This is a genomic window from Pseudarthrobacter sp. WHRI 8279, assembly GCF_040224115.2.
In the GTDB taxonomy this organism is placed as follows: domain Bacteria; phylum Actinomycetota; class Actinomycetes; order Actinomycetales; family Micrococcaceae; genus Arthrobacter.
In genome coordinates this window covers 3181836-3207339 of the sequence record NZ_CP168162.1, presented here as the reverse complement: position 1 = coordinate 3207339, position 25504 = coordinate 3181836, and the positions used below count along the sequence as shown (strand labels likewise).

Annotated in this window: 26 protein-coding genes; 14 read left to right on the top strand and 12 right to left on the bottom strand. The window is 65.9% G+C overall.

The features are described 5' to 3' along the window. Positions 1 to 21: 21 nt before the first annotated feature. The 3 genes from ABRP28_RS14780 to ABRP28_RS14770 form a co-directional block, all read right to left on the bottom strand. On the bottom strand, positions 22 to 1098 hold the full coding sequence (locus tag ABRP28_RS14780; RefSeq protein ID WP_350003585.1) for an extracellular solute-binding protein: 1077 nt from the start codon (positions 1096 to 1098) through the stop codon (positions 22 to 24). Between the two features lie 192 nt (positions 1099 to 1290). After that, positions 1291 to 1728: a hotdog domain-containing protein gene (locus ABRP28_RS14775; RefSeq protein ID WP_350003586.1), complete on the bottom strand. Its 438-nt coding sequence runs from the start codon at positions 1726 to 1728 to the stop codon at positions 1291 to 1293. A gap of 71 nt (positions 1729 to 1799) precedes the next feature. After that, positions 1800 to 2303 carry a GNAT family N-acetyltransferase gene (locus ABRP28_RS14770; RefSeq protein ID WP_350003587.1) on the bottom strand — a complete coding sequence of 168 codons (504 nt, stop codon included), beginning with the start codon at positions 2301 to 2303 and terminating at the stop codon, positions 1800 to 1802. 154 nt (positions 2304 to 2457) lie between these two features. On the opposite strand from ABRP28_RS14770, the gene ABRP28_RS14765 reads away from it, so the two are divergent. The 3 genes from ABRP28_RS14765 to ABRP28_RS14755 all read left to right on the top strand — a co-directional run bounded on the left by ABRP28_RS14765 (position 2458) and on the right by ABRP28_RS14755 (position 4285). Beyond that, positions 2458 to 2970, top strand: coding sequence for a MarR family transcriptional regulator (locus tag ABRP28_RS14765; RefSeq protein ID WP_350003588.1), 513 nt, complete (start codon positions 2458 to 2460; stop codon positions 2968 to 2970). Positions 2971 to 3164: 194 nt separating this feature from the next. Next, positions 3165 to 3362 carry a hypothetical protein gene (locus tag ABRP28_RS14760; protein ID WP_350003589.1) on the top strand — a complete coding sequence of 66 codons (198 nt, stop codon included), beginning with the start codon at positions 3165 to 3167 and terminating at the stop codon, positions 3360 to 3362. After that, a complete protein-coding gene (locus ABRP28_RS14755; protein WP_350003590.1) occupies positions 3359 to 4285 on the top strand; it encodes a serine/threonine-protein kinase in 927 nt (308 codons plus the stop codon). The genes ABRP28_RS14760 and ABRP28_RS14755 overlap by 4 nt, the downstream gene beginning before the upstream one ends. On the opposite strand, the gene ABRP28_RS14750 is transcribed toward ABRP28_RS14755, so the two are convergent. Both ABRP28_RS14750 and purB read right to left on the bottom strand, forming a co-directional pair. Further along, positions 4282 to 4974, bottom strand: coding sequence for a histidine phosphatase family protein (locus tag ABRP28_RS14750; RefSeq protein ID WP_350003591.1), 693 nt, complete (start codon positions 4972 to 4974; stop codon positions 4282 to 4284). The two genes, ABRP28_RS14755 and ABRP28_RS14750, sit on opposite strands and share 4 nt — an antisense overlap. Positions 4975 to 5114: 140 nt before the next feature. Then, positions 5115 to 6557 carry an adenylosuccinate lyase gene (gene purB, locus ABRP28_RS14745; protein ID WP_350003592.1) on the bottom strand — a complete coding sequence of 481 codons (1443 nt, stop codon included), beginning with the start codon at positions 6555 to 6557 and terminating at the stop codon, positions 5115 to 5117. A gap of 244 nt (positions 6558 to 6801) precedes the next feature. Here purB and ABRP28_RS14740 point away from each other — a divergent pair, with 244 nt between their 5' ends. Together ABRP28_RS14740 and ABRP28_RS14735 are read left to right on the top strand one after the other, a co-directional pair. Beyond that, positions 6802 to 7104 carry a hypothetical protein gene (locus ABRP28_RS14740; RefSeq protein WP_350003593.1) on the top strand — a complete coding sequence of 101 codons (303 nt, stop codon included), beginning with the start codon at positions 6802 to 6804 and terminating at the stop codon, positions 7102 to 7104. Positions 7105 to 7106: 2 nt separating this feature from the next. Further along, positions 7107 to 8453 carry a hypothetical protein gene (locus tag ABRP28_RS14735; protein ID WP_350003594.1) on the top strand — a complete coding sequence of 449 codons (1347 nt, stop codon included), beginning with the start codon at positions 7107 to 7109 and terminating at the stop codon, positions 8451 to 8453. 53 nt (positions 8454 to 8506) lie between these two features. On the opposite strand, the gene ABRP28_RS14730 is transcribed toward ABRP28_RS14735, so the two are convergent. Then, positions 8507 to 8932 (bottom strand): phage holin family protein, encoded by a 426-nt coding sequence (locus ABRP28_RS14730; RefSeq protein WP_350003595.1) that lies wholly within the window; start codon positions 8930 to 8932, stop codon positions 8507 to 8509. 254 nt (positions 8933 to 9186) lie between these two features. On the opposite strand from ABRP28_RS14730, the gene ABRP28_RS14725 reads away from it, so the two are divergent. The 7 genes from ABRP28_RS14725 to ABRP28_RS14695 all read left to right on the top strand — a co-directional run bounded on the left by ABRP28_RS14725 (position 9187) and on the right by ABRP28_RS14695 (position 18115). Beyond that, positions 9187 to 10560 carry a polysaccharide lyase family 1 protein gene (locus tag ABRP28_RS14725; RefSeq protein WP_350003596.1) on the top strand — a complete coding sequence of 458 codons (1374 nt, stop codon included), beginning with the start codon at positions 9187 to 9189 and terminating at the stop codon, positions 10558 to 10560. Further along, on the top strand, positions 10560 to 12446 hold the full coding sequence (locus ABRP28_RS14720; protein ID WP_350003597.1) for a pectinesterase family protein: 1887 nt from the start codon (positions 10560 to 10562) through the stop codon (positions 12444 to 12446). Before ABRP28_RS14725 ends, ABRP28_RS14720 begins: the two co-directional genes overlap by 1 nt. Before the next feature lie 54 nt (positions 12447 to 12500). After that, positions 12501 to 13619 (top strand): histidinol-phosphate transaminase, encoded by a 1119-nt coding sequence (locus tag ABRP28_RS14715; protein ID WP_350003598.1) that lies wholly within the window; start codon positions 12501 to 12503, stop codon positions 13617 to 13619. 150 nt (positions 13620 to 13769) lie between these two features. Continuing rightward, positions 13770 to 14999 carry a pyruvate dehydrogenase (acetyl-transferring) E1 component subunit alpha gene (gene pdhA, locus ABRP28_RS14710; protein WP_350003599.1) on the top strand — a complete coding sequence of 410 codons (1230 nt, stop codon included), beginning with the start codon at positions 13770 to 13772 and terminating at the stop codon, positions 14997 to 14999. Then, positions 14999 to 15979 carry an alpha-ketoacid dehydrogenase subunit beta gene (locus tag ABRP28_RS14705; protein ID WP_350003600.1) on the top strand — a complete coding sequence of 327 codons (981 nt, stop codon included), beginning with the start codon at positions 14999 to 15001 and terminating at the stop codon, positions 15977 to 15979. Before pdhA ends, ABRP28_RS14705 begins: the two co-directional genes overlap by 1 nt. Before the next feature lie 21 nt (positions 15980 to 16000). Further along, positions 16001 to 17488, top strand: coding sequence for a dihydrolipoamide acetyltransferase family protein (locus ABRP28_RS14700; protein ID WP_350003601.1), 1488 nt, complete (start codon positions 16001 to 16003; stop codon positions 17486 to 17488). Between the two features lie 9 nt (positions 17489 to 17497). Further along, the gene (locus ABRP28_RS14695; RefSeq protein WP_374152980.1) at positions 17498 to 18115 is read left to right on the top strand and encodes a phosphatase PAP2 family protein; all 618 of its coding nucleotides are present in this window, start codon (positions 17498 to 17500) and stop codon (positions 18113 to 18115) included. Positions 18116 to 18121: 6 nt separating this feature from the next. On the opposite strand, the gene ABRP28_RS14690 is transcribed toward ABRP28_RS14695, so the two are convergent. The 6 genes from ABRP28_RS14690 to ABRP28_RS14665 form a co-directional block, all read right to left on the bottom strand. Beyond that, positions 18122 to 18457, bottom strand: coding sequence for a hypothetical protein (locus tag ABRP28_RS14690; protein WP_350003603.1), 336 nt, complete (start codon positions 18455 to 18457; stop codon positions 18122 to 18124). A 150-nt stretch (positions 18458 to 18607) separates the two neighbouring features. Continuing rightward, entirely contained in the window at positions 18608 to 19036 is a 429-nt protein-coding gene (locus ABRP28_RS14685; RefSeq protein ID WP_350003604.1) for a universal stress protein, read from the bottom strand. A gap of 44 nt (positions 19037 to 19080) precedes the next feature. After that, a complete protein-coding gene (locus tag ABRP28_RS14680) occupies positions 19081 to 20373 on the bottom strand; it encodes a PLP-dependent aminotransferase family protein (protein WP_350003605.1) in 1293 nt (430 codons plus the stop codon). 92 nt (positions 20374 to 20465) lie between these two features. Beyond that, entirely contained in the window at positions 20466 to 21338 is an 873-nt protein-coding gene (locus ABRP28_RS14675; RefSeq protein ID WP_350003606.1) for a hypothetical protein, read from the bottom strand. 148 nt (positions 21339 to 21486) lie between these two features. Beyond that, positions 21487 to 22731, bottom strand: a complete 1245-nt coding sequence (ligD, locus tag ABRP28_RS14670; protein WP_350003607.1) for a non-homologous end-joining DNA ligase — start codon at positions 22729 to 22731, stop codon at positions 21487 to 21489. Between the two features lie 134 nt (positions 22732 to 22865). Further along, entirely contained in the window at positions 22866 to 23423 is a 558-nt protein-coding gene (locus tag ABRP28_RS14665; RefSeq protein ID WP_231456108.1) for an NAD(P)H-dependent oxidoreductase, read from the bottom strand. 126 nt (positions 23424 to 23549) lie between these two features. On the opposite strand from ABRP28_RS14665, the gene ABRP28_RS14660 reads away from it, so the two are divergent. Continuing rightward, positions 23550 to 24158: a helix-turn-helix domain-containing protein gene (locus tag ABRP28_RS14660; protein ID WP_350003608.1), complete on the top strand. Its 609-nt coding sequence runs from the start codon at positions 23550 to 23552 to the stop codon at positions 24156 to 24158. A 362-nt stretch (positions 24159 to 24520) separates the two neighbouring features. Next, a complete protein-coding gene (locus ABRP28_RS14655) occupies positions 24521 to 25504 on the top strand; it encodes an ABC transporter permease (protein ID WP_190612978.1) in 984 nt (327 codons plus the stop codon).

Sequence of the window (25504 nt, the reverse complement as noted above, 5' to 3'; positions counted from 1 at the left end):
GGGGACCGGCAGCGTGCCGGGTTACGTCATGTACTCCAGTTCGATCTTTTCCACCCAGGCGCCCATGTTCTCCTGCACGAAGTCCCAGTCGATGTCCTGCTGCTTGAGGTCCGCGAAGAAGTCCACCACCTCGGGATTGGCCTGGGCTTCGGCTTCCTTGTTGACCGGCATCGAGTTGAACTGCTTGGCGAACTCGCCCTGGACCTCGGCGCTGCCGAACCAGTCGATGAACTTCTGCGCCTGTTCCTTCTTCTCCGTGCCCTTCACCAGCGCGATCTGTTCCACGGCCAGCGGGACGCCAACAGAGGGGATCACTGTTTCCACGTTGACGTTGAAGGACTTTTCGCGTTCGGCGATGATTGAGGACGGCATCTGGCCCATGTCCACTTCACCGGAGGCGATCCGGGCAAAGAGATCGGTCTTCGCAACGGCGGGGCTGCCGTTCTGGAAGTACTGCTCCACCTGCTTCCAGCCTTCGTCCGAGACGCCAAGGTCTCCGGAGTCGTCCTGGTAGCGGCTGAGGATTCCGGCGAAGACCAGCTGTGCCGTGGCCGTGCCCAGGCCGGTTACCCGCTCGTAGCGGTCCTTGAACTCGTCCTTGGTCCACAGGTCGGTCCAGTCCTGTGGCGCCTTGTCCGCGGGGATCTTGTCCGAGTTGTAGCCCAGGAGGATGGCCTGCTTGACCAGCGGCCAGTATGTCTCGCCGTCGCCCAGTTCCTTGTCCACCTGTCCCGCCCACGAGGGTTCGTACGCCTCCAGTGCGTCCTCGGCCTGGATCTGCGAGAAGTACATGTTGTTGAGCCCGAAAGCGACGTCGGCGATGGGGTTGTTCTTCTCCGCGATCAGCTTGTTGGTCGCATCCGCACCGCCCGCACCGACTATCTCGATCTTGAAGCCGGCCTCGGCGGCCTTGGCGGTCCACCATTCCCCGCGGCCCTCACCGTTGGAGTTGGTGTAAACCACCAGCGTGTCTCCGGAACCGCCGGCCGGGGCTGAGGAGGCATCACCCGATGCGCCGGGTGATGCCTCACCTCCGCCGCAGCCGGCAAGGAGGGTGGCGGCGACGGCGGCGGCAACCAAAGTCTTCAAAGTACGCACGATCTGGACTCATTTCTGGACTGGAATCGGAGCATGTCCGGCAAGCCTAATGCCGGGCAGGGAGAATTTACGGCTGTTATGGCTATCGATTCGATAAACAGCCCGGCTGGTTACTCTGGTCCAGTCAAAGGAACGGCCGGGGGCGGGCGGGTAAACAGGGGGTAAAACGTCAGCCTTTGCTAGGCAGCCCCACTATGCGTCGCCGCTGTGAGTCTCCGTGAGGTGGTGGGTGGGGATCCTGTCCCGGTCGTAGGTGATGTCGGTGTAGCCGTGCGGTTCCGGCCTGCCGGAGGGGCTCAGGTTCACGAAGACGATTTCCTCGATGGTGAGGATGCTCTGGCGGGTGATCATGTTCCGGACCTCTGCGCGCATGGTCAGGGAGGTCCGGCCGAAGCGCGTGGCTGTCAGCCCCATCTCGATCAAATCGCCCTGCACTGCGGAGCTGACGAAATTGATCTCTGAGATGTATTTGGTGACGGCGCGCCCGTTGCCCAGCTGGAGGATCGCGTAGATGGCGGCTTCCTCGTCGATCCACTTCAGCAGGCTCCCGCCGAACAGCGTCCCGTTGGCGTTCAGGTCCTCGGGCCGGACCCACTTGCGGGTGCGGAAGGTGATGTCTGCGGTTTCCATAGGCCGAGGTTAGCTGAGGCGCTGCAGCCACACCCACTGTGACGGAGCCCGCCCTGATACGGGATGCCTGACTAGGCCATGGCGGTCTGGGCGGCGCTGCGGGCATTGATGCTTTTCGCATAGCAGTAGGAGTGCGCCAATCCGATGTAGGGGCCAAAGTTGGGTACGGCCTCGAAGCCCGAGTTTTCGTAGAAGTTCCGGCCGTCAGGCTGGGCGGATCCCGCTTCGGCCTTGATGCGGGTGTACCCAAGCTTGAACGCTTCAGCCTCGAGGGACGCCAGGATGGAGCTGGCCACGCCCGAGCCCCGGGTGTACGGGATGACGTACAGACGCTTGATCTCTGCGGTGGTGGCGTCGATCATCCGCAGCCCGCCGCAGCCCACGGGCTGGCCCGAGCCTTTGTCGTAGGCCACCAGGAAGACGGCGCAGTCCGCGCTCGACGGCGGTGGGCCGGGTTCGTGGTCAGGGGTGCCAAAGCGGGCGTCGAGTTCGGCCTGCTGGGCGCGCCGCAGATCGGCGCCGACGGGGTTTGACCAGGGCACCTGCCTGATGTTCAGCCGGGGGTTGGTCTGCATTCTGCCTCGCTTCGCCGAAGGGTTATGCATACCTAGGCTAGGAGGAGGCGGTTACGCCGGTGTTTCCTGCCGGTAAGCACCCGGATAACGTACTGGGCCCCACCGCCCGCAACTTACTTGGCCGTCTAGTTATCAGCTGGTCTAATATGATTGCATGCGTTCTACGGGTAATGAGGGGTCCGGATATTGGTACGGGCCCGACGGTCAGTTGGATTACAGCGCCGCGGTGTTGAAGTCCCTCCGCGACTACCGGACAGCCGAAACGGCGGTGCGCCGCTCCACCCGTGACTCCATGGGCATGGGTGAGACGGACATCCTGGCCCTCCGTTACCTGTTGCGGGCCCAAGCCTCTGGAAAATCCGTGGTTCCCAAGGACATCAGCCAATTCCTGGGCATCACCAGCGCTTCAACGACGTCCCTCATTGACAGGCTCGTAGCCAGCGGCCATGTCCGCCGGGAGGCCCATCCCACGGACCGCCGGTCGGTGGTGGTGGTCCCCACCGTGGAATCCGACCGGGAGGTCCGCCTGACCCTCGGCAACATGCACCGGGAGATGATGGCAGTCGCCGAAGGCCTTTCGGCCGAGGAGGCCCGGGTTGTGGTGGAATTCCTGACGCGCATGACGGAAGCACTGCAGAAATCGCACGCTGAGGAAAAAAGTAACTAGCCCGACTAGCTAGATTGACTAGCAATATGTATGCTTACGAATAATCCCGAAACTTTACAGCCGGAGTCGTGAGCGTGTTGGTTACCTTTACTGAGCTTTTACCCCTGGAGTCCGCAGCCGACCGTGCGGATTCCAGCGTCTCGTTGATTTTGGAGGACAAAGGGACTGGCCGGGCTTTCCATTGCGGCGCACCCATGGATCTCGTTACTCCCGCGGTGGGGCCGGCCGCCGTCGGCTATTCCTTTGAACCCGAGGACGGCGCTCCTGTCCAGCTTCCACCCGTATGGCGCTGCGGCTGCGGATTCCAGCTCGACGCCTGGATCCGGTCGCCGTACGCCCGCGCCTCCCAGGCTGAAGCCGCGCTGCCATACTCCGCCGCCCTCTCCGCATGAGCATCGCGTCCCCCGAGGGCGGGCACCTTCCTGCCACTCCCGCCGCTGGCGGGCCCGTCGTCGCGGGCCGCTACCAGCTCAAGGACCTCCTGGGCCGAGGCACCCTGGCGCAGGTTTTCCGGGCCGCCGACCTTGATGGCGGGCCGGATGTAGCCGTCAAGGTGGCCGTGGACGATTCCGCGAAGCACTTCGAGAGGATCAGCAACGAGGCTGCCGTGCTGGCATCCCTCCAGCACCCCTCCATTGTCAGGTTCATCGGATTGGGCGTTGTTCCCGGCGGAACGGCGCTGGCCGGGCGGCCGTTCCTGGTGGAGGAGCTGGCCCTGGGCCCGAGCCTCTCGGAGGCCGCCCGGACCGGCCGGCACCACCCGGATGTTATAGCCGGCTGGGCGCGCGGGCTCTTCGAGGCCCTGGCCCATCTCCATGGGGAAGGGCTGGTCCACCGGGACATCAAACCGGCCAACCTGATGCTGAGCGGGCTGCGGCGAAGCCCGGTGCGCATCGTGGATTTCGGCATCGCGGCGGCTGCCGGCTCACCTGCCGAACCAGGTGTCTCCTCAGGTACCGTGCACTACATGAGCCCGGAACAGGCTTCGCGCGGTCCCGTCCTTCCTTCCTGGGACGTCTATGCGATGGGGCTGGTCCTCCTGGAGCTCCTCACCGGATCCAAGGCATTTCCCGGGACGGCCATCGAGTCGCTCGTGGCCAGGACACTTCGCAGCCCGCATGTGCCGGACTCCCTGGGGCCCGGCTGGTCTGCCTTCCTCCGGTCCCTGACTGCCATGGACAGCGCGGAACGGCCGACGGCGGCGGAGGCCGCGGGCATGGCCGCGCGGCTCATGCCCGTACCCGTCGACGAAGCCACTACCCCTTGCCGCAGAATGGCTGTGTTTCCCGCCCGCCGGATCCGGCAGCTGGCCTAAGCGCCCGCGACGTCCTGCCCAGCGACGTCCTGCCCGGTGGGATCCTCCGCGGTTGGATCAGCCAAAGCCAGTCCACCCACCGGGCTTCCGTCCCAGTGGAGCAGTTTCCAGCCACGGTCCGGGTCGCCTTCCAGTGCAACGATCCCGGTATTGGCCAGCACATGGCGGGCTGCAAACTCGTGATCCGCGTCCTCCGCCCGGCGTCCCGCCCACGTTCGAATGGCGGCGCCGTGGCTCACAACAGCCGCCGCCTCATGCCGCTGGTCGAGCGCCCGCTCCACCACCTGGCGGATGGCGGCGTCAAACCTGTCGAAGAAAGTATGGCCGTCAGGTCCGGCGGGCATCCTCCGGTCCAGGTCCCCCGCCGCCCAGGAGAAGACCGTTCCCATGTAGCGCTTGTGGGACTCCTGGTCCGTCAGTTTCTCCAGGGACCCGGCTTCAATCTCGTGCAGACCCTCCAACACCTCGACCTCCAGGCTGTGTACCCGGCCAAGCGGCGCGGCCGTTATTTGGGTCCGGATAAGCGTGGACGCGTAGAGGGCGCCGATGGGCTCATTCGCCAGCGAGCGGGCCATCGCCTCTGCCTGGCGTTCGCCGAGTTCCGTGAGGCCGGGCCCCGGGTGCTCGGTGTCCAGCTGGCCGAGCACGTTGCCCGGGCTTTGTCCGTGGCGGATGAGCAGCAACTTCATGCTTCCAGTTTCGCACTCCCGGGCCCGGCCGGGTGACCCGCAACAAAAGGCGCCGGACCCTTTGTGAGCCCGGCGCCGCCGTCGTACTTTGTTGCCGTACCGTCTTTGCTGCTGTGCCGTCCGCGGAATGGCAGCAGGAGCTACTTAAGGTGGTTTACCAGCTGGTCCGCGATGCCGGTGTACCTGCCGGGCGTCAGCGCCAGCAGCCGGGCCTCGGCTTCAGGTGAAAGGCCGAGGCTTTGCACGAATTCCTGCATGCGGGCAGCGTCCACCCGCTGGCCGCGCGTGAGGTCCTTGAGGCGCTCGTAGGGGTTCTCCATGCCTTCGACGCCGGCAATCGCCTCGGCGCGCATGACCATCTGGATCGCCTCACCCAGCACTTCCCAGTTAGTGTCCAGGTCTCCGGCCAGCACATCCTCGGCCACGTCCAGGCGCTCCAGGCCCTTGGCCACGTTCGAAATTGCCAGCAGTGAGTGGCCGAACGCCACGCCGATGTTGCGCTGGCTGGAGGAGTCGGTCAGGTCGCGCTGCCAGCGGGACGTCACCAGGGTGGCGCCGAGGGTGTCCAGCAGGCCGTTGGAGATCTCCAGGTTGGCTTCCGCGTTCTCGAATCGGATCGGGTTGACCTTGTGCGGCATGGTGGAGGAGCCTGTTGCGCCGGCCACCGGGATCTGCGCGAAGTAGCCGATGGAGATGTAGCTCCAGATGTCCGTGCAGACGTTGTGGAGGATGCGGTTGAACCGCGCGACGTCGGCGTACAGTTCCGCCTGCCAGTCGTGGCTTTCGATCTGCGTGGTCAGCGGGTTCCAGGTCAGCCCCAGCCCCTCCACGAAGGACTTGGCCACCTGCTGCCAGTCAGCGCCGGGAACGGAAGCGACGTGGGCGGCGTAGGTGCCGGTGGCGCCGTTGATCTTGCCCAGGTACTCCGTCCGGGCGATCCGGTCCAGCTGGCGGGTCAGGCGGTGGGCGATGACCGCAAGTTCCTTGCCCAGGGTGGTGGGCGTGGCGGGCTGGCCGTGCGTGCGCGACAGCATGGGGACGGCGCGGTTGTCCTCCGCCATCCTGCTGATCTGGGCCACCAGGGCGCGGGCGGCGGGCAGCCATACGTCCTCCACGGCGCCCTTGACGCCGAGCGCGTACGAGAGGTTGTTGATGTCCTCCGAGGTGCAGCCGAAGTGCACCATGGCGGTCAGGTTTTCGATGCCGATGGCGGGCAGTCGGCGGCCAATGTAGTACTCCACGGCCTTGACGTCGTGGACCGTAACGGCTTCGATGTCCGCGAGTTCGGCCACCGAGGCGGCGTTGAATTCGGTGACGATGGCGCGGAGTTGGTCCTGCTGCGCGGCGGTCAGCGGGCCCGCGCCCGGAAGGACGTTGTTGCTGGTGAGGTGGATCAGCCATTCGACTTCCACGGCCACGCGGTCACGGTTGAGGGCCGCCTCGGAGAGGTAGTCCACCAGGGGGGCGATGGCTGACTGGTAGCGGCCGTCCAGCGGGCCGAGCGCGATCTTTTCCGGGGACGCGGCAAGGGCCAGGCGTCCTGAGGGCGTACGGGTGTCAGCTGTGGCGGCAGTTTCAGGCATGTGCTGATTCTTTCACGAACTCCCGCGGCCCCTTAAGCGGCGGCCGTCCACGTTACTTGTCCACATAGCCGACGGCGGCCCTGTAGTCCGGGGGAGTCCTCTCGTAGCGTCTGGGTGAAGGAAGAGTGGCCAGGCGGTGGGTGTCCTGGCCGGGCATTACGGAAGTGGGGCGGTATGGAAGGGCCAGTTGCGGGATGCGGACGGGACTTTTGGCGGCGGTTCTGGGTGTCCGTGGGGTGGGAAGGTGCGCAGTGAGCTGGCAGGGGTGGACCTGCGGGCCGACATGCACCGCGTTACCCAGGTGGACCAATTGGCTGCACGCGTGGCGGCCTGCATGGTTCGGGGAGAGGAGGTGCTTGCAGGATTCAGGGACATCCAGCTGCTGCAGTGGGAATCACCGGCAGGGCGGGCGTACCGGGACACCGTGGCTCTGCAGGCGGCGGCCCTGCGGCGCGCCCTCGACTCACTGACCGAAGCAAAGGCTGCCGTGGAACGGCACAGCAGGGAGACGCTGGTTGCCGGCTGCTCCAACGGCGGCAGGTTCTAGGGATGGCCGAGGCCACGCCTTCTGGCACCGGCGGCCCGCTCAGGCTCACGGGCCCGGCGCAGGACGGTCACCTCGAAATCCGGGGCGGTGTGGGTGGCATCAGCTTCCAGCTGGAGGAGCTGGCGGCAGGTGCAGAAAAGGTGGATGCCCTGGCGGGAAAGCTCGCGGCCATCGAGGTTGAGGCCCGCCGCATCTGGGAAGACCTCATTCCGTTCCAGGACCTGCCCCGATGGACCGGAACCATGGCACTGGATGCGGTGGGCGAGTCCGGGCGGAGCCTCCAGGCCGTTCGAACCGAACTCCAGCGCATCAGCAGCCAGGTCCGGGCGTGCCGGCAGGAGTACGAGGTGGCGGAGGCGGTGGCAGCGACTGCGCGCGCCCTCGGAATTCCGGACACCGCAGGTGAGCTGGACCGCCATACGGATTTCTGGAGGACAGGGTTTCTCAACCGCAGCGCCGCAGAGAACATCCTCGGCAATGCCGCGTTTGCCTCTCCCTTCCTCAAGACCCTGGCGGACGTCGTGCTTCCAGCGATAAGGCCTCGCCCGGTGGAAGCCACGAAGGAAGAGAGTGTTCCGATTGTCCTGGATGCTTCCCCGTCGGGCCTGCTGGAACGTGTCCGGGTCATTGATGAACGCGGCACCGGATATATCGAAGTTATCGAAGTCGATAACGACGGACGCAGGGCCTACGTGGTGGTGATTCCTGGAACCCAACTGCACGCGCCACCGGGGGGCACAAATCCTTTTGACCTGAGCGGAATAGTCGAAGGCGTGGGAGACAACTCAGAAAGCGTCAACAAGGCAGTCCGCGACGCGCTTCAAGCGGCCGGCGCCAGAAGGGGCGACCCCGTGGTGGGAGTTGGTTACAGCCAAGGAGGTATCCACGCCATGAACCTGGCAGCAAGCGAGGACTTCATTAGTGAGTACAACTTGAAGTACGTTTTGACCGCAGGCTCGCCCGTTGCCCACATCGCGTCGAAGCCGGACGTCACCAGCCTCCACCTGGAGCACCGGACGGACTGGGTCCCCGGGGCCGATGGCGCACCTAACCGGGACACCAGAAACCAAGTCACGGTCACCATGACCAATGACTTGTACGTTCAGACAGGGGAGGACGTAGGCATTGGCCCTGGCCACCAGCTACACAGTTACCAACACGGTGCCCGGCTGGTCGCAGCAAGCAGCGACCCCTCGCTGGTGCAATCCACTGCGGCGCTGGGCGCCATCCTGGGCGTCGGCGGCACCGCGAAAGCCACGCGGTTTTCCCTGTCGAGGGCGAAGACCGCCGCCCCTCATCTCCCGGCCGCTGATCCCCGCAGGCAGGAGCGCGGACATGGCACGCGGTAGTCCTGCTGTTTGGTCGGCCAGCCATGGCCAGCGGCGGTCGGTAGCCCGGCCTGCTAGCGGCGGACTCCAGTAACCCGGCCGGCCACCAGCGAGATGAGGGTGATGATGATGGCAGCGAGCACCGCCGTCCAGAAGAACGAATCGATGGTGAACTGCACCGGCGTGAAACTGCTGATCCATGAGGTCAGGTACAGCATCGCTGCGCTGATGACGATGGTGAAGAGGCCCAGCGTGAGGATGGTGATCGGAAGGGACAGGAAGCTCACCAGGGGGCGGATGAATGCATTGACCAAGCCGAAGATGAGGCCGATGAACACGTAAGCCAGGGCAGTGCCCGCTACATCCGTTCCCTGGGAAATGCCCGTCTGGGCTACCGCGTCTGTTGTTGCCGAGGTGGAGATGTCGAGTCCGGGAAGGATCCAGCTGGCAACCCAGAGGGCCAACCCATTGATGAGGACCCGGCCAATGAAGGAGCGCATGTGCCAATGCTTTCACACCTGCCTGAAAGCGGGCTGCAGGCACGGTGCACCGAGCATTACGGCCTTCAGGCACTGGCGCTGGCGGAGGTCATGCACGGGCAGCGCGGTATGACATTCAGGAAAAGACTCCTGTCAAATTTCGACTGAGCTCTTGACATTCGGAAAGCGGTTTCTCATAGTAGAGAAATCGCTTTCCGACCCGCAGGCTTCGCCTGCGCCGAAGCGTGGTTCATTCCAATGGAGGAAGAGAGATCATGCGTCACAAAAAGCCCCTCACACCCGTGTCTCTGGCGGCGGCCCTTGCCGTCTCGCTGCTCGCAGCACCCGTCCCCGCGTTCGCAACAGCCGCGCCACAGGCGGACCCAACAGCCCAGACCGCACGACAGCTGCTCGAACGCCAGGTGCTTCCGGAGAACGACGGCTGGGCGGCGGCGGGTGCCGGCACCACGGGCGGGTCCGCTGCCGGTCCTGACCGCGTGTACGACGTGTCCAGCAGAAGCGAACTGCTGGCTGCGTTTTCAAGTGGCGGCACGGACCCGAAGATCATCCGGATACACGGGGATATCGCGGCAAATACAGATGCGAACGGCGCTCCGCTCAGCTGCGAAGACTATGCTGCCGGCACCGGCTACTCCCTGGCCCAGTACCTCTACGATTTCGATCCCGCCCGGTATGGAACAACCAGGGAACCCGAGGGGCCCCAGGAAACTGCGCGGCGCGCAGCCGCGGCACAACAGGCCGCCACCATCCGCTGGGATATCCCCAGCAACACCACCATCGTGGGAGCCGGGCCGGACAGCAGCATCACCGGCGCAGCCCTGAGGATCAACCGGGCAGAAAACGTGATCTTCCGGAACCTCACGGTGCGGGACGCTGCCGACTGCTTCCCGGCCTGGGACCCGACCGATGGCGCCACCGGCAACTGGAACAGCGAGTATGACCTGCTGCAGATCATCAATGGCTCCACCCGCGTATGGGTTGACCATAACCACTTCACCGATGCCCCCAACCTGGACAGCGCCCAGCCCACCTACTTCGGCCGGCCGCACCAGGTGCACGACGGTGCCGTTGACGTCACCAACGGCTCGGACCTTGTCACCATGTCCTACAACCGGTTCTCCGAGCACGACAAGCTCCTGCTCATCGGATCCACGGACTCCACCACCAGGGGCGACGTGGGAAAGCTGCGCGTAACGATCCACCACAACGTGTTCCAGAACGTTGGCCAGCGCGCACCCCGGGTCCGGTACGGCCAGGTGGACGTCTACAACAACCACTTCAGGACCTCCGCCGACTCCGAGGTCCCCTACGGATACACCTTCGGGGCAGGCGTGGAATCACACCTGTACGCGGAAGCCAACGCGTTCACTATTCCTGTCGATGTCCCGGTTTCCTCGATCATCGCGTATTTCAAGGGGAAGGTCATCGCCACCAGCGGAAACGCCGTCAACGGCAAGGTCGTCGATCTTCGGGCAGCGTACAACGCGGAGGCTCCGGCTGACCGGCAGCTGGGTTCCGATGACAGCTGGAGGCCGGTGCTGCGGACCCAGGTGAACGCGGCCCAGGCCATTCCCGCCCTCCTCGCGGACGCCGTCGGGCCAGTCTTTACGGCAGGGGAGGCCAACTGATGCGCCGCCTCAAACCCAGCCGCCGTTCCATCCTGGCCGCTGTGGCAGCAGGAGCGGCAAGCGCCGCCGCAGGACTCTCCGGACCTGGTGCTGCGCGCTCGCAGGCCGCGGTCCGCCCCGTCACCGCGCAGAACAGGACCCACCCGGTGATTTTCGTGGTGGGGGACTCGACCTCGTCCGCCTACCAGCAGTCCGAACGTCCCCGCGCAGGCTGGGGCCAGGCGCTCCCCCTGCTGCTGGGGCCGCAGGCCGAGGTAGTGGACTACGCGTGGTCCGGCGCTTCGTCAAAGAGCTTCGCCGATGCCGGCCTCCTGGACGAAGTTGCGGCCATGCTCCAGCCCGGGGATTACCTGCTCATCTCCTTCGGGCACAACGACGAAAAGGTGCAGGATCCGGCCAGGGGTACCGACCCCCAGACCACGTTTAAGGAATACCTGCAGAAATATATCGACAGTGCCGTTGGCCGCGGCGCGACCGCCGTGCTGGTCACTCCGGTGGAGCGCCGCCGGTTCAACGCCCTTGGCGTCGCCCAGGACTCACACGGCGCCTACCCCCAGGCTGTCCGCGAGCTCGCTGCAGCGACCGGAACGCCCCTCGTGGATCTCACCGCGTCCTCCAAGGGCCTGTGGCAGAAGCTTGGTGCAGAAGGGACAAAGACGCACTTCCTTTACGCGGCGCCCGGCCAATATCCGCAGTATCCGGAAGGGGTGGAGGACAACACGCACTTCCAGGCCGAAGGCGCCCTTGCCGTGGCCAGGCTGGTGGCCTCGGAGTTGCAAGCACAGCAGGCAGTACCGCCGGGGTACTTCCAGCATGTTGACGCACCACTGGATGCCCTTGCCGGCATCTTCTGGCCCAGCGAACGCCCCATTGAGAAGCCCGTTGTCCTGGAGGTCGGGGCAGGATCGGCGTTCCGGACGGTGCAGGCGGCCGTGGACGCAGTCCCGGCCGGAAGCATACGGCGCACCCAGATACGCATCGCGCCCGGAACCTACCGGGAACTCATCAGGGTTCCGGCCAATAAGCCCAGGATCTCCTTTATTGGGCTGGGGGAGAAGGCGGACGACGTTGTACTGGTCTACAACAACGCCTCCGGCACTCCAAAACCTGACGGCACCGGGCCTTACGGCACGGGCGGAAGCGCCAGCGTGCGGATTGACGGACCGGACTTCACGGCCGCGAACCTCACGTTCAGCAACGACTTCGACGAAGCCGCCAACCAGGAGATGAAGAACCGGCAGGCGGTGGCACTCTTCCTGACAGGCGACCGGGCCGTCCTCCGCAATGTCCGTTGCCTGGGCAACCAGGACACCCTGCTGGTCGATTCGCCTTCCCGCGGAGTGCAGTCACGGTTCTTCTTCACCGGCTGCTACGTGGAAGGGGATGTGGATTTCATCTTCGGCCGGGGAACGGCGGTCTTCGCCGGCTGCGAGATCCGGTCCCTGGACCGGGGATCCGGGAGCAACAACGGATACGTGTCGGCCGGCAGCCTCAACATCCAGATCAAGCACGGCTACCTGTTCGCCGGCTGCCGGTTCGTCTCCGATGCCGCGGCCGGCACTGTGCACCTGGGCCGCCCCTGGCACCCCAGCGGAGACGTTGACGCGATTGCCCAGGTGCTCGTCAGGGACTCCTGGCTGGGCGCCCACATCTCCAGTGCGCCCTGGACGGACATGAGCGGATTCTCCTGGCAGGAAGCGCGCTTCCACGAATTCAACAACAATGGTCCGGGCTCCCAAGTAACCCCCACCCGGCCCCAGCTTGATCCTGGCCTGGCCGGGGAGTACACGGTGGACGCCTACCTCCGCGGAGCTGACGGCTGGGCGCCGCAGCTGGCGGGCACGAGGGCGGACACCACCGGAGCGGCGTCCGGCAGCCGGGCCTGATCGCGCTGGACCAGCCTGCTTCCCTCCCGGAGACGGGGAAGTAGGCTGGTCTGCATGACGTCTTCTGAGACCCTCAAAGGCGGTGTCCAGCCCCGTCCCGTTGTGGCCAGCCTGCCCCGCTACGCCGCCGGGAAGCCCCCCGCCACCGTTGACGGGATGGCCAGCTACAAGCTGTCATCCAACGAAAATCCGTTGCCCCCGCTTCCCGCCGTGCTTGAAGCCATAGCGCACCAGACCGACTTCAACCGCTACCCAGATCCGCTCAGCAGCAAACTGCGTGCGGAGCTCTCCGGCTTCCTGGACGTTCCCATGGAGGACATCGTCACCGGTGCGGGCAGCCTGGGCGCACTGAACCAGCTGCTGGCCACCTTTGCCGGCGGGAACGATGACGGCATGCCGGATGAGGTGGTCTACGCCTGGCGGTCCTTCGAGGCGTACCCCATCAGCGTTGGCCTCTCCGGAGCCAGCAGCGTGCGCGTTCCCGTGGCTGCTGATGGCAGGCATGACCTGCGGGCCATGGCGGAAGCCGTGACTGCCCGAACCAAAATGGTCCTCCTGTGCACGCCCAACAATCCCACCGGGCCCGCCCTGGGCGCAGCCGAAACCGAGGAATTCATCAGGCGCATCCCCCCGCACGTGGTGGTGGTGATTGACGAGGCCTACCAGGAGTTCGTCAGGGCCGAAGGCTCGGTGGACGGCATTGCCCTGTACCGCAAGTACCCCAACGTGGTGGTGCTCCGGACGTTCTCGAAGGCGCACGGCCTGGCAGGGCTCAGGGTGGGCTACAGCGTGTCCAACCCCGCGCTGACGCAGCACATCAGGGTGGCAGCAACCCCCTTCGCCGTGTCGCAGATCGCTGAGGCGGCGGCGATTGTTTCTCTGCGGAACCACCCCCAGGTTGTAGAAAGGGTACAAAGCCTGGTGGATGAACGGGAGCGTGTCACCGCAGGGCTGCGGAGCCTGGGCTGGGCTGTTCCCGACGCGCAGGGAAACTTTATCTGGCTGGACCTGGGCGAGCACAGCGCCGGATTTGCCGAGCTTGCGGGCAGTCACGCACTCTCCGTCCGGGCATTCCCGGGCGAAGGGGTCAGGGTGAGTATCGGCGAAGCGGAGGCCAACACCAGGTTCCTCCAGTTGTGTGCGGACTATACAAACGCGCCACGGGGTTCCTAGCGCTTAACAAGTGGCCCGGCGCCTACCTACTGAAGATAAAGTTAGGATCAGTAAAGCAATATATATGCCGCGCCGGGAATCTATTCCTCTTGAGGCATATATCCCAGCGACATTTGCACTGCATCCGCATGCGGCAAGCGAGGAGACGGTATGGGCACACATCTGCCTTCCACCGAGTTCGACGGAACAGCGGTAGACGACCAGCGTGAGGCTGATGCCGAAGCGGTTATGGGCGAGCCCCCCGCGCAGATGGTCCAACTCCTGGGCCCGGACGGAAAGCTTGGCTTCGACCCCGTCTTCAGCGAGTACGCCCGGAAGGTCACTCCGGAGGTTCTTCGCGGCCTGTATGCGGACATGGCCGCCATCCGGCGCTTCGACGTGGAAGCTACTGCCCTGCAGCGCCAGGGACAGTTGGCGCTCTGGGTCCCGCTGACCGGGCAGGAGGCCGCACAGATCGGCTCCGGCAGGGCCAGCCGGCCGCAGGACTATATCTTCCCCACCTACCGCGAGCACGGCGTCGCTTACACCCGCAACGTGGACCTTGCCGAACTCCTCCGGCAGTTCCGCGGCGTATCCAACGGCGGCTGGAACCCCAAGGACACGAACTTCCACCTTTACACCCTGGTCCTGGCGGCCCAGACGCTTCATGCCGTCGGCTACGCCATGGGCATCCAGCGCGACCAGAAGCTGGCAGCGCCGGCCGACGGGGAGGACGCAGCGGTGATCGCCTACTTTGGCGACGGTGCCAGCTCCGAGGGCGACGTCCACGAGTCGATGGTGTTCGCCTCGTCCTACAACGCCCCCGTTGTGTTTTTCTGCCAGAACAACCACTGGGCCATCTCCGTGCCCACCAACGTCCAGACCCGCGTGCCGCTGTCCAATCGTGCCAAGGGCTACGGCTTTCCGGGGATCAGGGTGGACGGCAACGACGTCATCGCCGTCCACGCCGTCACCGAATGGGCTCTGGAACACGCCCGCCAGGGCAAGGGCCCGGTCCTGATCGAAGCTTTCACGTACCGGGTGGGCGCCCACACCACCGCGGACGATCCCACCAAGTACCGGCCGTCCGCCGAGGAAGATGCCTGGCGGGCGAAGGACCCCCTGGCCCGGGTGGAAAAATACCTGCGCGCCGAAGGCCTGGCTGACGACGACTTCTTCGCCAAGGTGAAGGCCGACGGCGATGAACTCGCCGCGTATGTCCGCCGCACCACCCATGACCTTGAGACCCCGGACATCCGCTCCGCCTTCGCCAACACCTACGCCGAAGCGCATCCCCTGGTGGCGGAGGAGCTTGCATGGTTTGAGGAATACACCGCAGGGTTCGCAGGCGGGGAGCAGCCGGCCGATGCCGGACAGCCCGCAGCAAAGGCAGGCCACTGATGACAACCATGACCATCGCCAAGGCCATCAACGAAGGCCTGCGTGAAACACTCGCCCGCAACCCAAAGTCCCTGCTGATGGGTGAGGACATTGGTCCGCTGGGCGGCGTCTACCGGGTGACGGACGGTCTGATCGGCGAGTTCGGTCCCGACCGCGTGGTGGACACGCCGCTGGCCGAATCGGGGATTATTGGAACCGCCATTGGCCTCGCGCTGCGCGGGTACCGGCCGGTCTGCGAAATCCAGTTCGACGGCTTTGTTTTCCCCGGCTTCAACCAGATCACCACGCAGCTCGCCAAGATGCATGCCCGCAGCAATGGGAACCTCACAGTTCCCGTCGTCATCCGCATCCCCTATGGCGGCGGCATCGGGTCCGTCGAGCACCACTCCGAATCCCCGGAGGCGCTGTTCGCCCACACTGCCGGCCTGCGCATCATCACCCCCTCCAACGCCCATGACGCCTACTGGATGATCCAGCAGGCCGTGGAATGCCAGGACCCGGTGATCATTTTCGAGCCAAAGCGCCGCTACTGGCTCAAAGGCGAGGTGGACATTGCCGCACCGGGCCTGGCCGGGGATCCCTTCAAGGCCCATGTGCTGCGCGAAGGGACGGACGCCACCGTTGTGGCGTACGGCCCCCTGGTGCCGGTTGCGCTGGCAGCCGCCAACGCCGCTGAGGAGGACGGCCGGAGCGTGGAGGTGATCGACCTGCGGTCCATCTCCCCGCTGGATTTCGACACCGTCACGGCCTCTGTGCAGAAAACCGGGCGGCTGGTCGTGGCGCATGAGGCGCCCACCTTCGGCGGAATCGGCGGCGAGATCGCTGCCCGGATCAGTGAGCGGGCCTTCCACTCGCTTGAGGCGCCGGTCATCAGGGTGGGTGGCTTCCACATGCCCTACCCGGTTGCCAAGGTGGAGGAAGACTACCTTCCGGACATCGACCGCATCCTGGAGGCGCTGGACCGCGCCCTCTCCTACTGAGGCTTCCCAACCGAGGACACCATGACTCTCAACAAGTTCAACCTGCCTGACGTCGGCGAAGGCCTCACCGAGGCGGAAATCGTCTCCTGGAAGGTCAAGCCGGGCGACGCCGTCGCCATCAACGACGTCCTCTGCGAGATCGAAACGGCCAAGTCCCTCGTGGAACTGCCCTCACCCTTCGCAGGGACCGTTACTGAACTGCTGGTCCCGGAAGGGGTGACCATCGACGTCGGCACCGCCATCATCAGTGTCAGCGACGACGTGTCCGGAGACCCCACCCCCGCGGATGTCCGCGCCCCTGAGGCTCCCGGGCAGCCGCTCTACGGCAAGCTTCCAGCGTCCGACGGCGGCGCAGCAGACAGTGCGCAGGCCACGGAGAGTGCTCCGGCCGGCGGGCCCCTCGTCGGCTCCGGCCCCAAGGCCGACGCCGTGAAACGGCGGCCGCGGAAGACATCGCCCGCCTCCGCCTTGTCGCCCAATGCCCCTGAAGTGGAGCCCGTCCAGCCCCATTCGCCGGCCGAAGTGATTCAGGCGCCGGGCCAGGCAACCAGCCCGGCCGCCACCGTCGACAACCGTCCCACCCTGGGCGGCACCATCACCGGCCTGGTCAACCGGGTCCTCGCGAAGCCTCCTGTCCGCAAGATCGCGCGGGACCTTGGCATCGACCTGGCGGATGTGGTGGCCACAGGATCCCGCGGCGAGGTGACCCGCGAGGACCTGGTGAGCTACCAGGCCCAGCGGGACGCGGAACTGGACAAGGCTGACGGCTTCTGGGGCAAGGCGGGCAAGCCGCAGGACCAGCGCATCGAGCGGATTCCCGTCAAGGGCGTCCGGAAGGCCACGGCAAAGGCCATGGTGGATTCCGCCTTCGCGGCACCGCACGTCAGCATCTTCGTGGATGTGGACGCCAGCCGCACCATGGAATTCGTCAAAAGGCTCAAGTCGTCACGGGACTTCGAGGGCATCAAGGTTTCGCCGCTGCTTATCCTTGCCAAGGCGGTGATCTGGGCTGCCGCCCGGAACCCCAGCGTCAACGCCACGTGGGTGGACAATGCCGACGGGACCGACGCCGCCGAGATCCAGGTCAAGCACTACATGAACCTGGGCATTGCGGCGGCCACACCGCGGGGGCTGATGGTGCCGAACATCAAGAACGCCCAGGACCTTTCCCTGAAGGAACTGGCACTGGCGCTCAATAACCTGGCCGTCACGGCCCGGTCCGGAAAGACGAAGCCCGCCGAAATGCAGGGCGGCACGCTTACCATCACCAACATCGGAGCCCTCGGGATCGATACCGGCACACCCATCATCAATCCCGGTGAGGTTGCCATCGTGGCGTTCGGAACCATCAAGCAGAAGCCGTGGGTCCTCGACGGGGAAGTCATCCCGCGCTGGATCACCACCCTGGGCGGATCGTTTGACCACCGCGTGGTGGACGGCGACCTGTCCGCCCGCTTCATGGCCGACGTCGCCGCGATCCTGGAGGAGCCTGCGCTCCTCCTCGACTAGGACAGGACACTGGCAATCAACGGCCCCGCCCTCCGGACCAAGAACAGGACCGCGCGGTGGCTGACGGAGGTGTTCCAGCCTCCGGTGGTGGTCACCGTCCAGCTGCTGATCAGCCCCATATCGCAGCCCGGCTTCCCGGGAACCATGGGATATGGTGCGTTGGCGGCCCTGTTTGTCTGCGTGTTTCCGCTGCTGTTGCTGCTCGTGCTGGTGCGGCGGGGCAAGGTCACCGACCACCACGTCAGTGACCGCCGGCAGCGCGCTCCCGTGCTGCTGATGGCGCTGGCCTCCATCACGGCCGGGCTCCTGGTGCTGGCGTCAGTGGGCGCCCCGCAAAGTGTGGTGGTGATGGTCCTCGCCGTGGTGGCGGGCGTTGTGGTGCTCGCGGGAGTCAGCCCGTTCTGGAAGATCAGCGGGCACGCAGCGGCCATGTCCTCGGCGGCAGTGATCAGCGTACTGGTGCTGGGGCCGGCGTGGCTTCCGCTGCTGCTCCTGGTGCCCGCTGTCGGTTGGTCCAGGGTGGTGCTTCGCGCCCACACTCTCGCCCAGGTGGTTGCCGGTTCGCTGTTCGGCGGCGTGGTGATGGCCGGGATCTGGTGGGCCCTGCAGGGCCGGATGGTGGCGTAGCCGGCCTCAGTAGGCGGTGTAGGCGGTAAGCATCTCAAGCGTGGCCGGATCCGCGGTGGTACCCAGGGCCACGGCAGCGCCCGTCATGAGGACAGCCATGGCCGTCGCCATGCCGGCCCAGGCCGTCAGGAGCTTCCAGTCCTCCCGCAGCACGCTGCCCACGGTCTCGGGGAGCCTGATCCCGGGCGCAATCAGGTTGGGGGCGCTGTCCACGCTGCCGTCGTCCAGCAACGCCACGACGCGGTCGTTGCTCCGGTCAACGCGCATGGAGCAGATGTGGTTGCCATGGCGGGCGAGGAGGATGTCGTGGCCGGCAAGCTGGCGGCGCTGGAGGGTAATCAATGGGGCCCCTTAGTGGTGGTGGATGCTAGGTGTCCGCACCGTTGGGGGCTGCTTCAATTTTATCGCCGGGTTGACGCCGGACAGGCGCTTTTGGGCGTGAGAACGGACACCATGCGGGGCGCGCCTTCCGCATGGTGTCCGTAAAGTCTGCTATTCGGCGTCGTACGTATTGGCGATGTAGACGTCGCAGGGCGCGTTGTGGGCCACGCTGTTGGCTACGCTGCCAAGCACGCGCCCGATGCCGTGCATCCTGCGGTTTCCCACCACGATGATGCGGGCGTCCATCCTCAGGGCTTCCTTGATGAGGGCGTCGGCCGGCCTGCCGCGGGCGGCGGAGTAGGTCACCTTGATGGCCCTGCCCAGCGAGTCCGCAACCGTCCGCGCCACATGTTCCGCTGCGTCGGCATCGGAGACGATCCACCGGTCGCTGCCGCTGCCAAACACCTCGGTGCGGTCGCTGTCGAAGGCCGACACCACGTGGAGGGAGGCGCCAAGGGCTGTTGCGAGGTCGCGGGCCGATTCGGCGGCCTTCCTGGCAGTTGCGCTGCCGTCCACCCCTACAACGATGATTCCGCTCATGTGTGCTCCTTTGCTTGGTTTCTGTGGCGCTGGTCACGCCAAGGCTACAGCGCGGCGATGGCTTGCTGAAGCACCGGCGCCAGGCGGCGGACGCCTTCGGCAATGGCCTCGGGCGGCACGGCGCTGAAAGCGAGGCGCAGCTTGTTGGACGGATCGTCCGACGGCGTGAAGGCGGCTCCCGGGATGAACACAACGCCGGCGTCGATCGCCTTGTGCAGCAGGGGGTAGGTGTCCACGCCTTCGGGGAGCGTCACCCACACGAAGAAGCCGCCTTCCGGCTGTGTCCAGGTGGTCCCCGCGGGCATGTAGTCCTCGAGGGCTGCCAGCAGCGCCCTGCAGCGCTCGGCGTACAGCACGCGGTACGTCCCGATCTGGCCCTTCCAGTCGTAGTCGCGGAGGTAGGCCGAGACCAGCATCTGGTTGAAGGCCGGCGGGCAGAGCGTCACGGCTTCGGCTGCCAGGTAGTAGCGGCGCTGAAGGTGTTCCGGGACCAGTGCCCAGCCGATCCTGAGGCCAGGAGCGAAGATCTTGGAGAAGGACCCCATGTAGATGACGTCGTCCGGATTTGCTGCCCGCAGCGGCGCCAGGGGTTCCCCGCTGAAGCGGAGCAGGCCGTAGGGGTTGTCCTCCACAACGAGGATATTCGCCTTGCGGCATATGTCCACGATCTCCTGGCGCCGGTCCGCCGCCATGGTGATGCCCGAGGGGTTGTTGAAGTTGGGGATGGTGTAGAGGAATTTGATGTTCTTGCCGGCCAACTGAAGGGCGGCAATCCGGGCCTCCAACTGCTCCGGGACCAGGCCTGAAGCGTCCATTTCCACCGTTTCCACCTGGACCTGGTACGCCTCGAAGGTGTTGAGTGCTCCCACGTACGTGGGATCCTCCACCAGGACCACATCGCCGGGGTTGCAGAAAACCTTGGTGGCCACGTCCTGCGCGGACTGCGAGCCTGCGGTGATGACCACATTCTGCGGCAGCGCGTCGGTGATTCCTTCAGCTGCCATCACCTCGCAGATCTGGGTGCGGAGTTCCTCCGATCCCTGCCCGCTTCCGTACTGCAGGGCGGTAAGGCCGTCTTCCGCAATGATCTTCGCGGCCGTGGCGGCAAGGCGGTCCAGCGGGAGGGACTGCAGGTAGGGGCTTCCTCCGGCGAGCGAAACGAGGCCGGGCCGCAGGGAGATGTCGAAGACGTCCCTCACTGCCGACTGGCGGATATTCGCGGCCCGCTCCGAGAAGAGTTCTTCGTGGCGGTGTGCGGAGGTAGCCGCCCGCTCGATGGCATCAATGGCTTCTGCTGGCAGCGTCCCTGCTGCGGCGTCGAGTGTTTCGTGGCTCACACCCACAGGATACAGCGATGTGTTGCCCTAAAAGCAACAGGTGTTTCTAAATAAGCTCCTGTTGGGGATTGGCAACTTTCATACCCGGGCAGTTAATCGAGGCTCAGAACTTCATTGAGGGTGAGGCCATTGACGTAAATCTCCGCCCTGATGGCGCCCACGGCAGCAACGGCCGTCTGCGTCAGTTGCGCTTCCATCCGGGGCAGGTCGCAAGCGCCACCGGGGCGCATCGTGCCGGCAAGGTAGACGGTGACCGTGGTCCCGTCGAAGCTTCCCGAGAGGAACTTCAGGCGCGAACCGGCAAGGGCGTTGTAGAACTCCGGTTCGTGCGTCCCCACAGCGGCGCTTCCCGGCGTGTCCAGCAGCGCCCCGACCGCGGCAGGAAGGACCTCCCCGCCAGTGGGACTTGCGTGGGAAATGCCCACCAGGCTGTCGTTGCAACCGAAACGCACACCGTTCCGGCCGCCGTCGTCCAGGAGCACGTAGTAGGCCGTCACCACAGGCGCGGCGGCCGGACTGCCGGCGGGAAGGGGGCGGGCGGAAGGCCGCAGCGCCGCAGCATCGCCGGTGTCCCGGGGAGCTGAGGTGCCGGGTTCCTCACTGCCCGGATCGTCACTTCCCGGATCCTCACTGCCCGGATCCGGAGTGCTTGGCGCGGAAGTGCCTGCCAGCGGAGCGCCTGGCCCTCCGGCCGCTGCCGAAAGTCCGGCAGATGCCTGGTTCAGCGATCGGGCCGGGGGAGCGGCCGCCTCCGTGCGGGCAGGACCCTGCGGCTGCGGGCCTGGGGTAAGGGGGCGCGGGACGGCCGGTGTGCTTTTGCTGAGGGCAAGCGGAGCCGCAGGTGCCGGCGTGGATTCCGGGGGTGCCGCTGCCACGCATCCGCCGAGCCACAGCGGAAGAGCCAGGAAGGCCGCTGCCGCCGTCCACAGCCCTGCCCTGTGTCTTCCTGCACTCCCTGCCTGCATGCCTCCACCGCCATCCCGGTCCGGTTTGGTGGATTAACGTTACGGCGGGCAGCCAGGCCCGGGAATGCCGGGAAGGTACCGGTTGGGACAAGAGTTGATCACGGTGCGCTGCCTGACAGGCCCGCGCCAAGTTCCCGCCGGGAACCCGTCAGGACCCTGGCCGGCCAGGCCACTCCCTGCCCGCCCAAGGGTCGTAGTCGGCAATGAGTTCTTCTTGCGGCGGACGTTCCGGCTCGGGGACGTGCTGCAGGTTCACCCGCACCCGGTACCAGAGGGAGCTCGATCCACGCATCCCGTCCACCAGCACATCGGCCGGATGCAGGGCCGGGACAAGGTCCGCGTGCCGGGCCTTCCATTCGTCGAGGGCGGCCTGCGCTTCGGGCCTGGTCCTGGTCCGGGCAACTTCAATGAGCGGCATCACCGACTGCCGGCGGCCGGAGCCGTCACCGCTGCGCGGCGCCTTTTCGGCGGGTCCGAGCTCCGCCGCCAGTGCCAGGAGCCCGTCAAGGCTGCCCGCCGCGTCATCAATACCGGCGTGCGGGTCACCCTTGTCCGCAAAGCGCCGGGGCACTGTGAGCACCGTGAACTGGTCCGGCCTGGCGGTCCGGACCTCGTCCCACGTCAAGGGGGTGGAAACCCGGGCGTCGGGCAAGGGCCGCACGGAGTACGCGGACGCCACGGTGCGGTCCTTGGCGTTCTGGTTGAAGTCCACGAACACGCTCTCACCCCGTTCCTCCTTCCACCACCGTGCGGTGGCAAGGCCGGGCGCGCGGTTCTCCACCTCGCGGGCAAGGGTCTCGGCGGCAAGCCGCACGTACCGGTAGGACCACCGCGGTGCGATGCGCACAAGGATGTGAAGCCCCCGCGAGCCGCTGGTCTTCGGCCATCCCACCAGGCCGGCGTCGCCGAGCACATCCCGCGCCACAAAGGCGGCGTCCACAATCTGGGACCAGTCCACGCCCGGCATTGGATCGAGGTCCACCCGGAGTTCGTCGGGGTGCTCCAGGTCCTCCGCGCGCACGGGGTGGGGATTCAGGTCAAGGCAGCCGAGGTTCACCACCCATGCCAAGCCGGCGGCGTCCCGGATGACGGCTTCCTCCGCCGACGTCCCCGACGCGTAGTGCAGGGTGGCGGTGTCCACGTAGGCAGGGTGGTTTTCGGGCACGCGCTTTTGGAAAAACGGCTCGGCGTCAATGCCCTTGGGGAAGCGCTTGAGGACCATCGGCCGGCCCCCGGCGCCGCGGAGTGCACCGTCCGCGACCGCCAGGTAATACTTCACCAGGTCGAGCTTCGTCAGCCCGGGTTCGGGGAACAGCACCTTGTCCGGACTCGAGATGCGGACCTCGGCTCCGGCGATGGTGAGGATCTCGGCCGGGGTCTTTGAGGGACTCATGCGGTCACGGTAGCAATGATCAGGTGCAGCAGCCAGAGTTCCACTGTGTCGGCCGGGCGGCTGGATCCGCAGGGTGGGCGGGCTTAAAAAGCAGTACCCGGCGCGTTGGCTGCGCCGGGTACCGGGGGCGGCGGCTAAGCCGCGGGCTGTGACGCGGTGATTGCGTCGAACACGCCCTTGATCTGCTCCACAACCTCTGCGTCGTCTTTCGGGTGGACCTCGGCGAAGCGGACCATGGATCCCGGCACGGCGAGCTTGACGTCCTCGAGGATCTGCGCACCGGCGATGCCTGCTGCCTTGCGGGCCTCGTCCTGGGCCCAGACCCCGCCGTACTGGCCGAACGCGGTGCCGACGACGGCGGTGGGCTTGCCGGCGAGGGCGCCGGCGCCGAACGGGCGGGACAGCCAGTCGATGGCGTTCTTCAGTGCGGCGGGAACGGTGCCGTTGTGCTCCGGAGTGACGAGCAGCAGCGTGTCTGCCTCATTGGCCGCAGCGCGCAGAGCAGCCGCTGCCTCGGGGACCTGGCCCTCGACGTCGATGTCCTCGTTGTAGAACGGGATGTTGCCAAGGTTCCCGTGGATCACCACGTCAACCTGCTCCGGCGCGTTCAGCTGGATGGCTTCCGCCAGCTTCTGGTTGGTGGACTCGGCGCGGAGGCTGCCTACAAGGGTAAGGACGGTGCTCTTGGTCATGGGAACTCCTGGGGTCTGGGTCCGCGGGAGGGCCGCGGGCCGGTCTAAGCTGAGGCTTGTTAGTGCCTTCACCCATCTAAACGGACTGCGGTCCGCTTATTATTCCCGAGGTCTGGAATGTCGGATGTGAGCTTCATCCCACCGCGGCCGGGCCTGCCGGCGGGAACGGCGGCAGAACGCCGGGACGCCGCACGGAACCGGGAACGCCTCCTTGCTGCTGCCCGGGAGCTCATCGCTGACTGCGGGGCGGAGGGCCTGACCATGGACCGGCTGGCCGAGCATGCCGGGGTGGGCAAGGGGACGGTCTTCCGCCGGTTCGGCAGCCGGGCAGGGCTGATGCTGACGCTGCTGAGCGAGTCCGAGGCCGATTTCCAGTCCCGGTTCATGTTCGGGCCGCCACCGCTGGGTCCTGGCGCGCCCGGGCTGGAACGCCTCATCGCCTTCGGCGCGGAGCGGATCTCCTACGTCATGGAGTTCGGGGACCTGGTGCTGGCCGCCGAGCATGCCTCGCGCGGGCGCTTTGAAGCCCCCGCCGCCGTCCTGTGGCACCGCCATATCGAGATCCTCCTGCGGGAAGAAGGCTTTGGGCCCGACCCCTGGCTGATGGCCGGGTCCCTGGCGGCCACCCTCGATCCGGAGCGGCTGTTAAGCCTTGTCAAAGTCCATGGGATTGCGCCTGACAGGCTTGCCGCTTCCTGGCGGGATCTTGTCACACGGGTGGTCCGCGAAGCGTAGAGTAGGCCACAGGCCGAATGTGTGTCCAGTCACACCAACTTCACAGAACTATTCATAACGATCTGATACGGGCGGGTAGCTTTCGGGGCATTGGCCCGCATTTTCGGTTCCGGCTTGTGATAGTTTCCTCTGGAATGTGACCCGCGACATAGTCCACCAGGGCTAAGCCTGAAAGGCTGCGGGACGCCAGCTACCCGCTGGCAAGGACCCGGTGAAGCGGCGCAACCCCCCCCGCTGATCAGGGGAAAACGGAAGGATCCAGCACGTGATTGTTGATTTGCCCAACAGCCTGGCCCGCCTGCGGATGACGCGGTGTCTGACCGTCCAGCTGCCGGCGGCGACGATCCAGAAGTAGCTGCGGCATGCTCAGGTACCTCGCCAAGCGCGGCATCACGTACGTCTTCATGATCTTCCTGACAACGTCAGCGGGATATTTCCTTGCGGTCAGTTCCCTCAAGCCCGCGCTGCTGGAACAGGAACGGATTCCCCGTCCCACCCCGGAGCAGGTGGCAAACTCGATGCGCCTGAAGGGCCTGGACCCTGACCTCAGCCCCTGGGAACGCTATGTCGAATGGCTTACTGCCATTCTCACGCGCTGGGACTGGGGCCGCAGCCCCAACGGCGCCTACATCAACGCGGAGTTCGGGGACCGCGTCTGGATCTCCACCCGCCTTTTCCTGGCTTCCATCATCCTGACCCTGGTCATCGGCGTTGCCCTCGGCGTCTATTCCGCCGCCCGGCAGTACAAGTTCCAGGACCGCGTCATCACGTCGTACAGCTACCTTGCGTACATCGTGCCGGCCCCCATTGCCTACTTCCTGGTGCAGTTGGGTGCCATCAACATCAACGAGACCGTGGGCGAACGCATCTTTTTTGTCACCGGCATTTCCACCCCGGGGATGGAACCGGGCTGGGCGCAGTTCATCGACATGCTGGCGCACTACGCCGTCCCCACGGTTGCCATCACCCTGGTGGGCTGGGGGTCCTACCAGATTGCCCAGCGCCAGTACCTCCTGGACAACGTCAACGCCGACTTCGTCCGGACCGCCCGCGCCAAGGGCCTCACCCGAAACCAGGCCATCTCGCGGCACGCGCTGCGGGTCTCGTTCATACCGGTGGCCCAAAGCATCGCCTTCACCATCCCGGCCATCTTCGCCGGCGGTTTCTTCGCGGAGAAAATCTTCGCCTGGCCCGGCGTGGGTTCGTGGAGCATCGACGCCATCTCACTCCAGGACGTCAACGCCGCCACGGCCACGCTGGCCTACGGTTCCGTAATTTTCGCCCTGGGAGCCATCCTGGCGGATTTCGCCACCACCCTTGTTGACCCGAGAGTGCGGGTGCAGTAA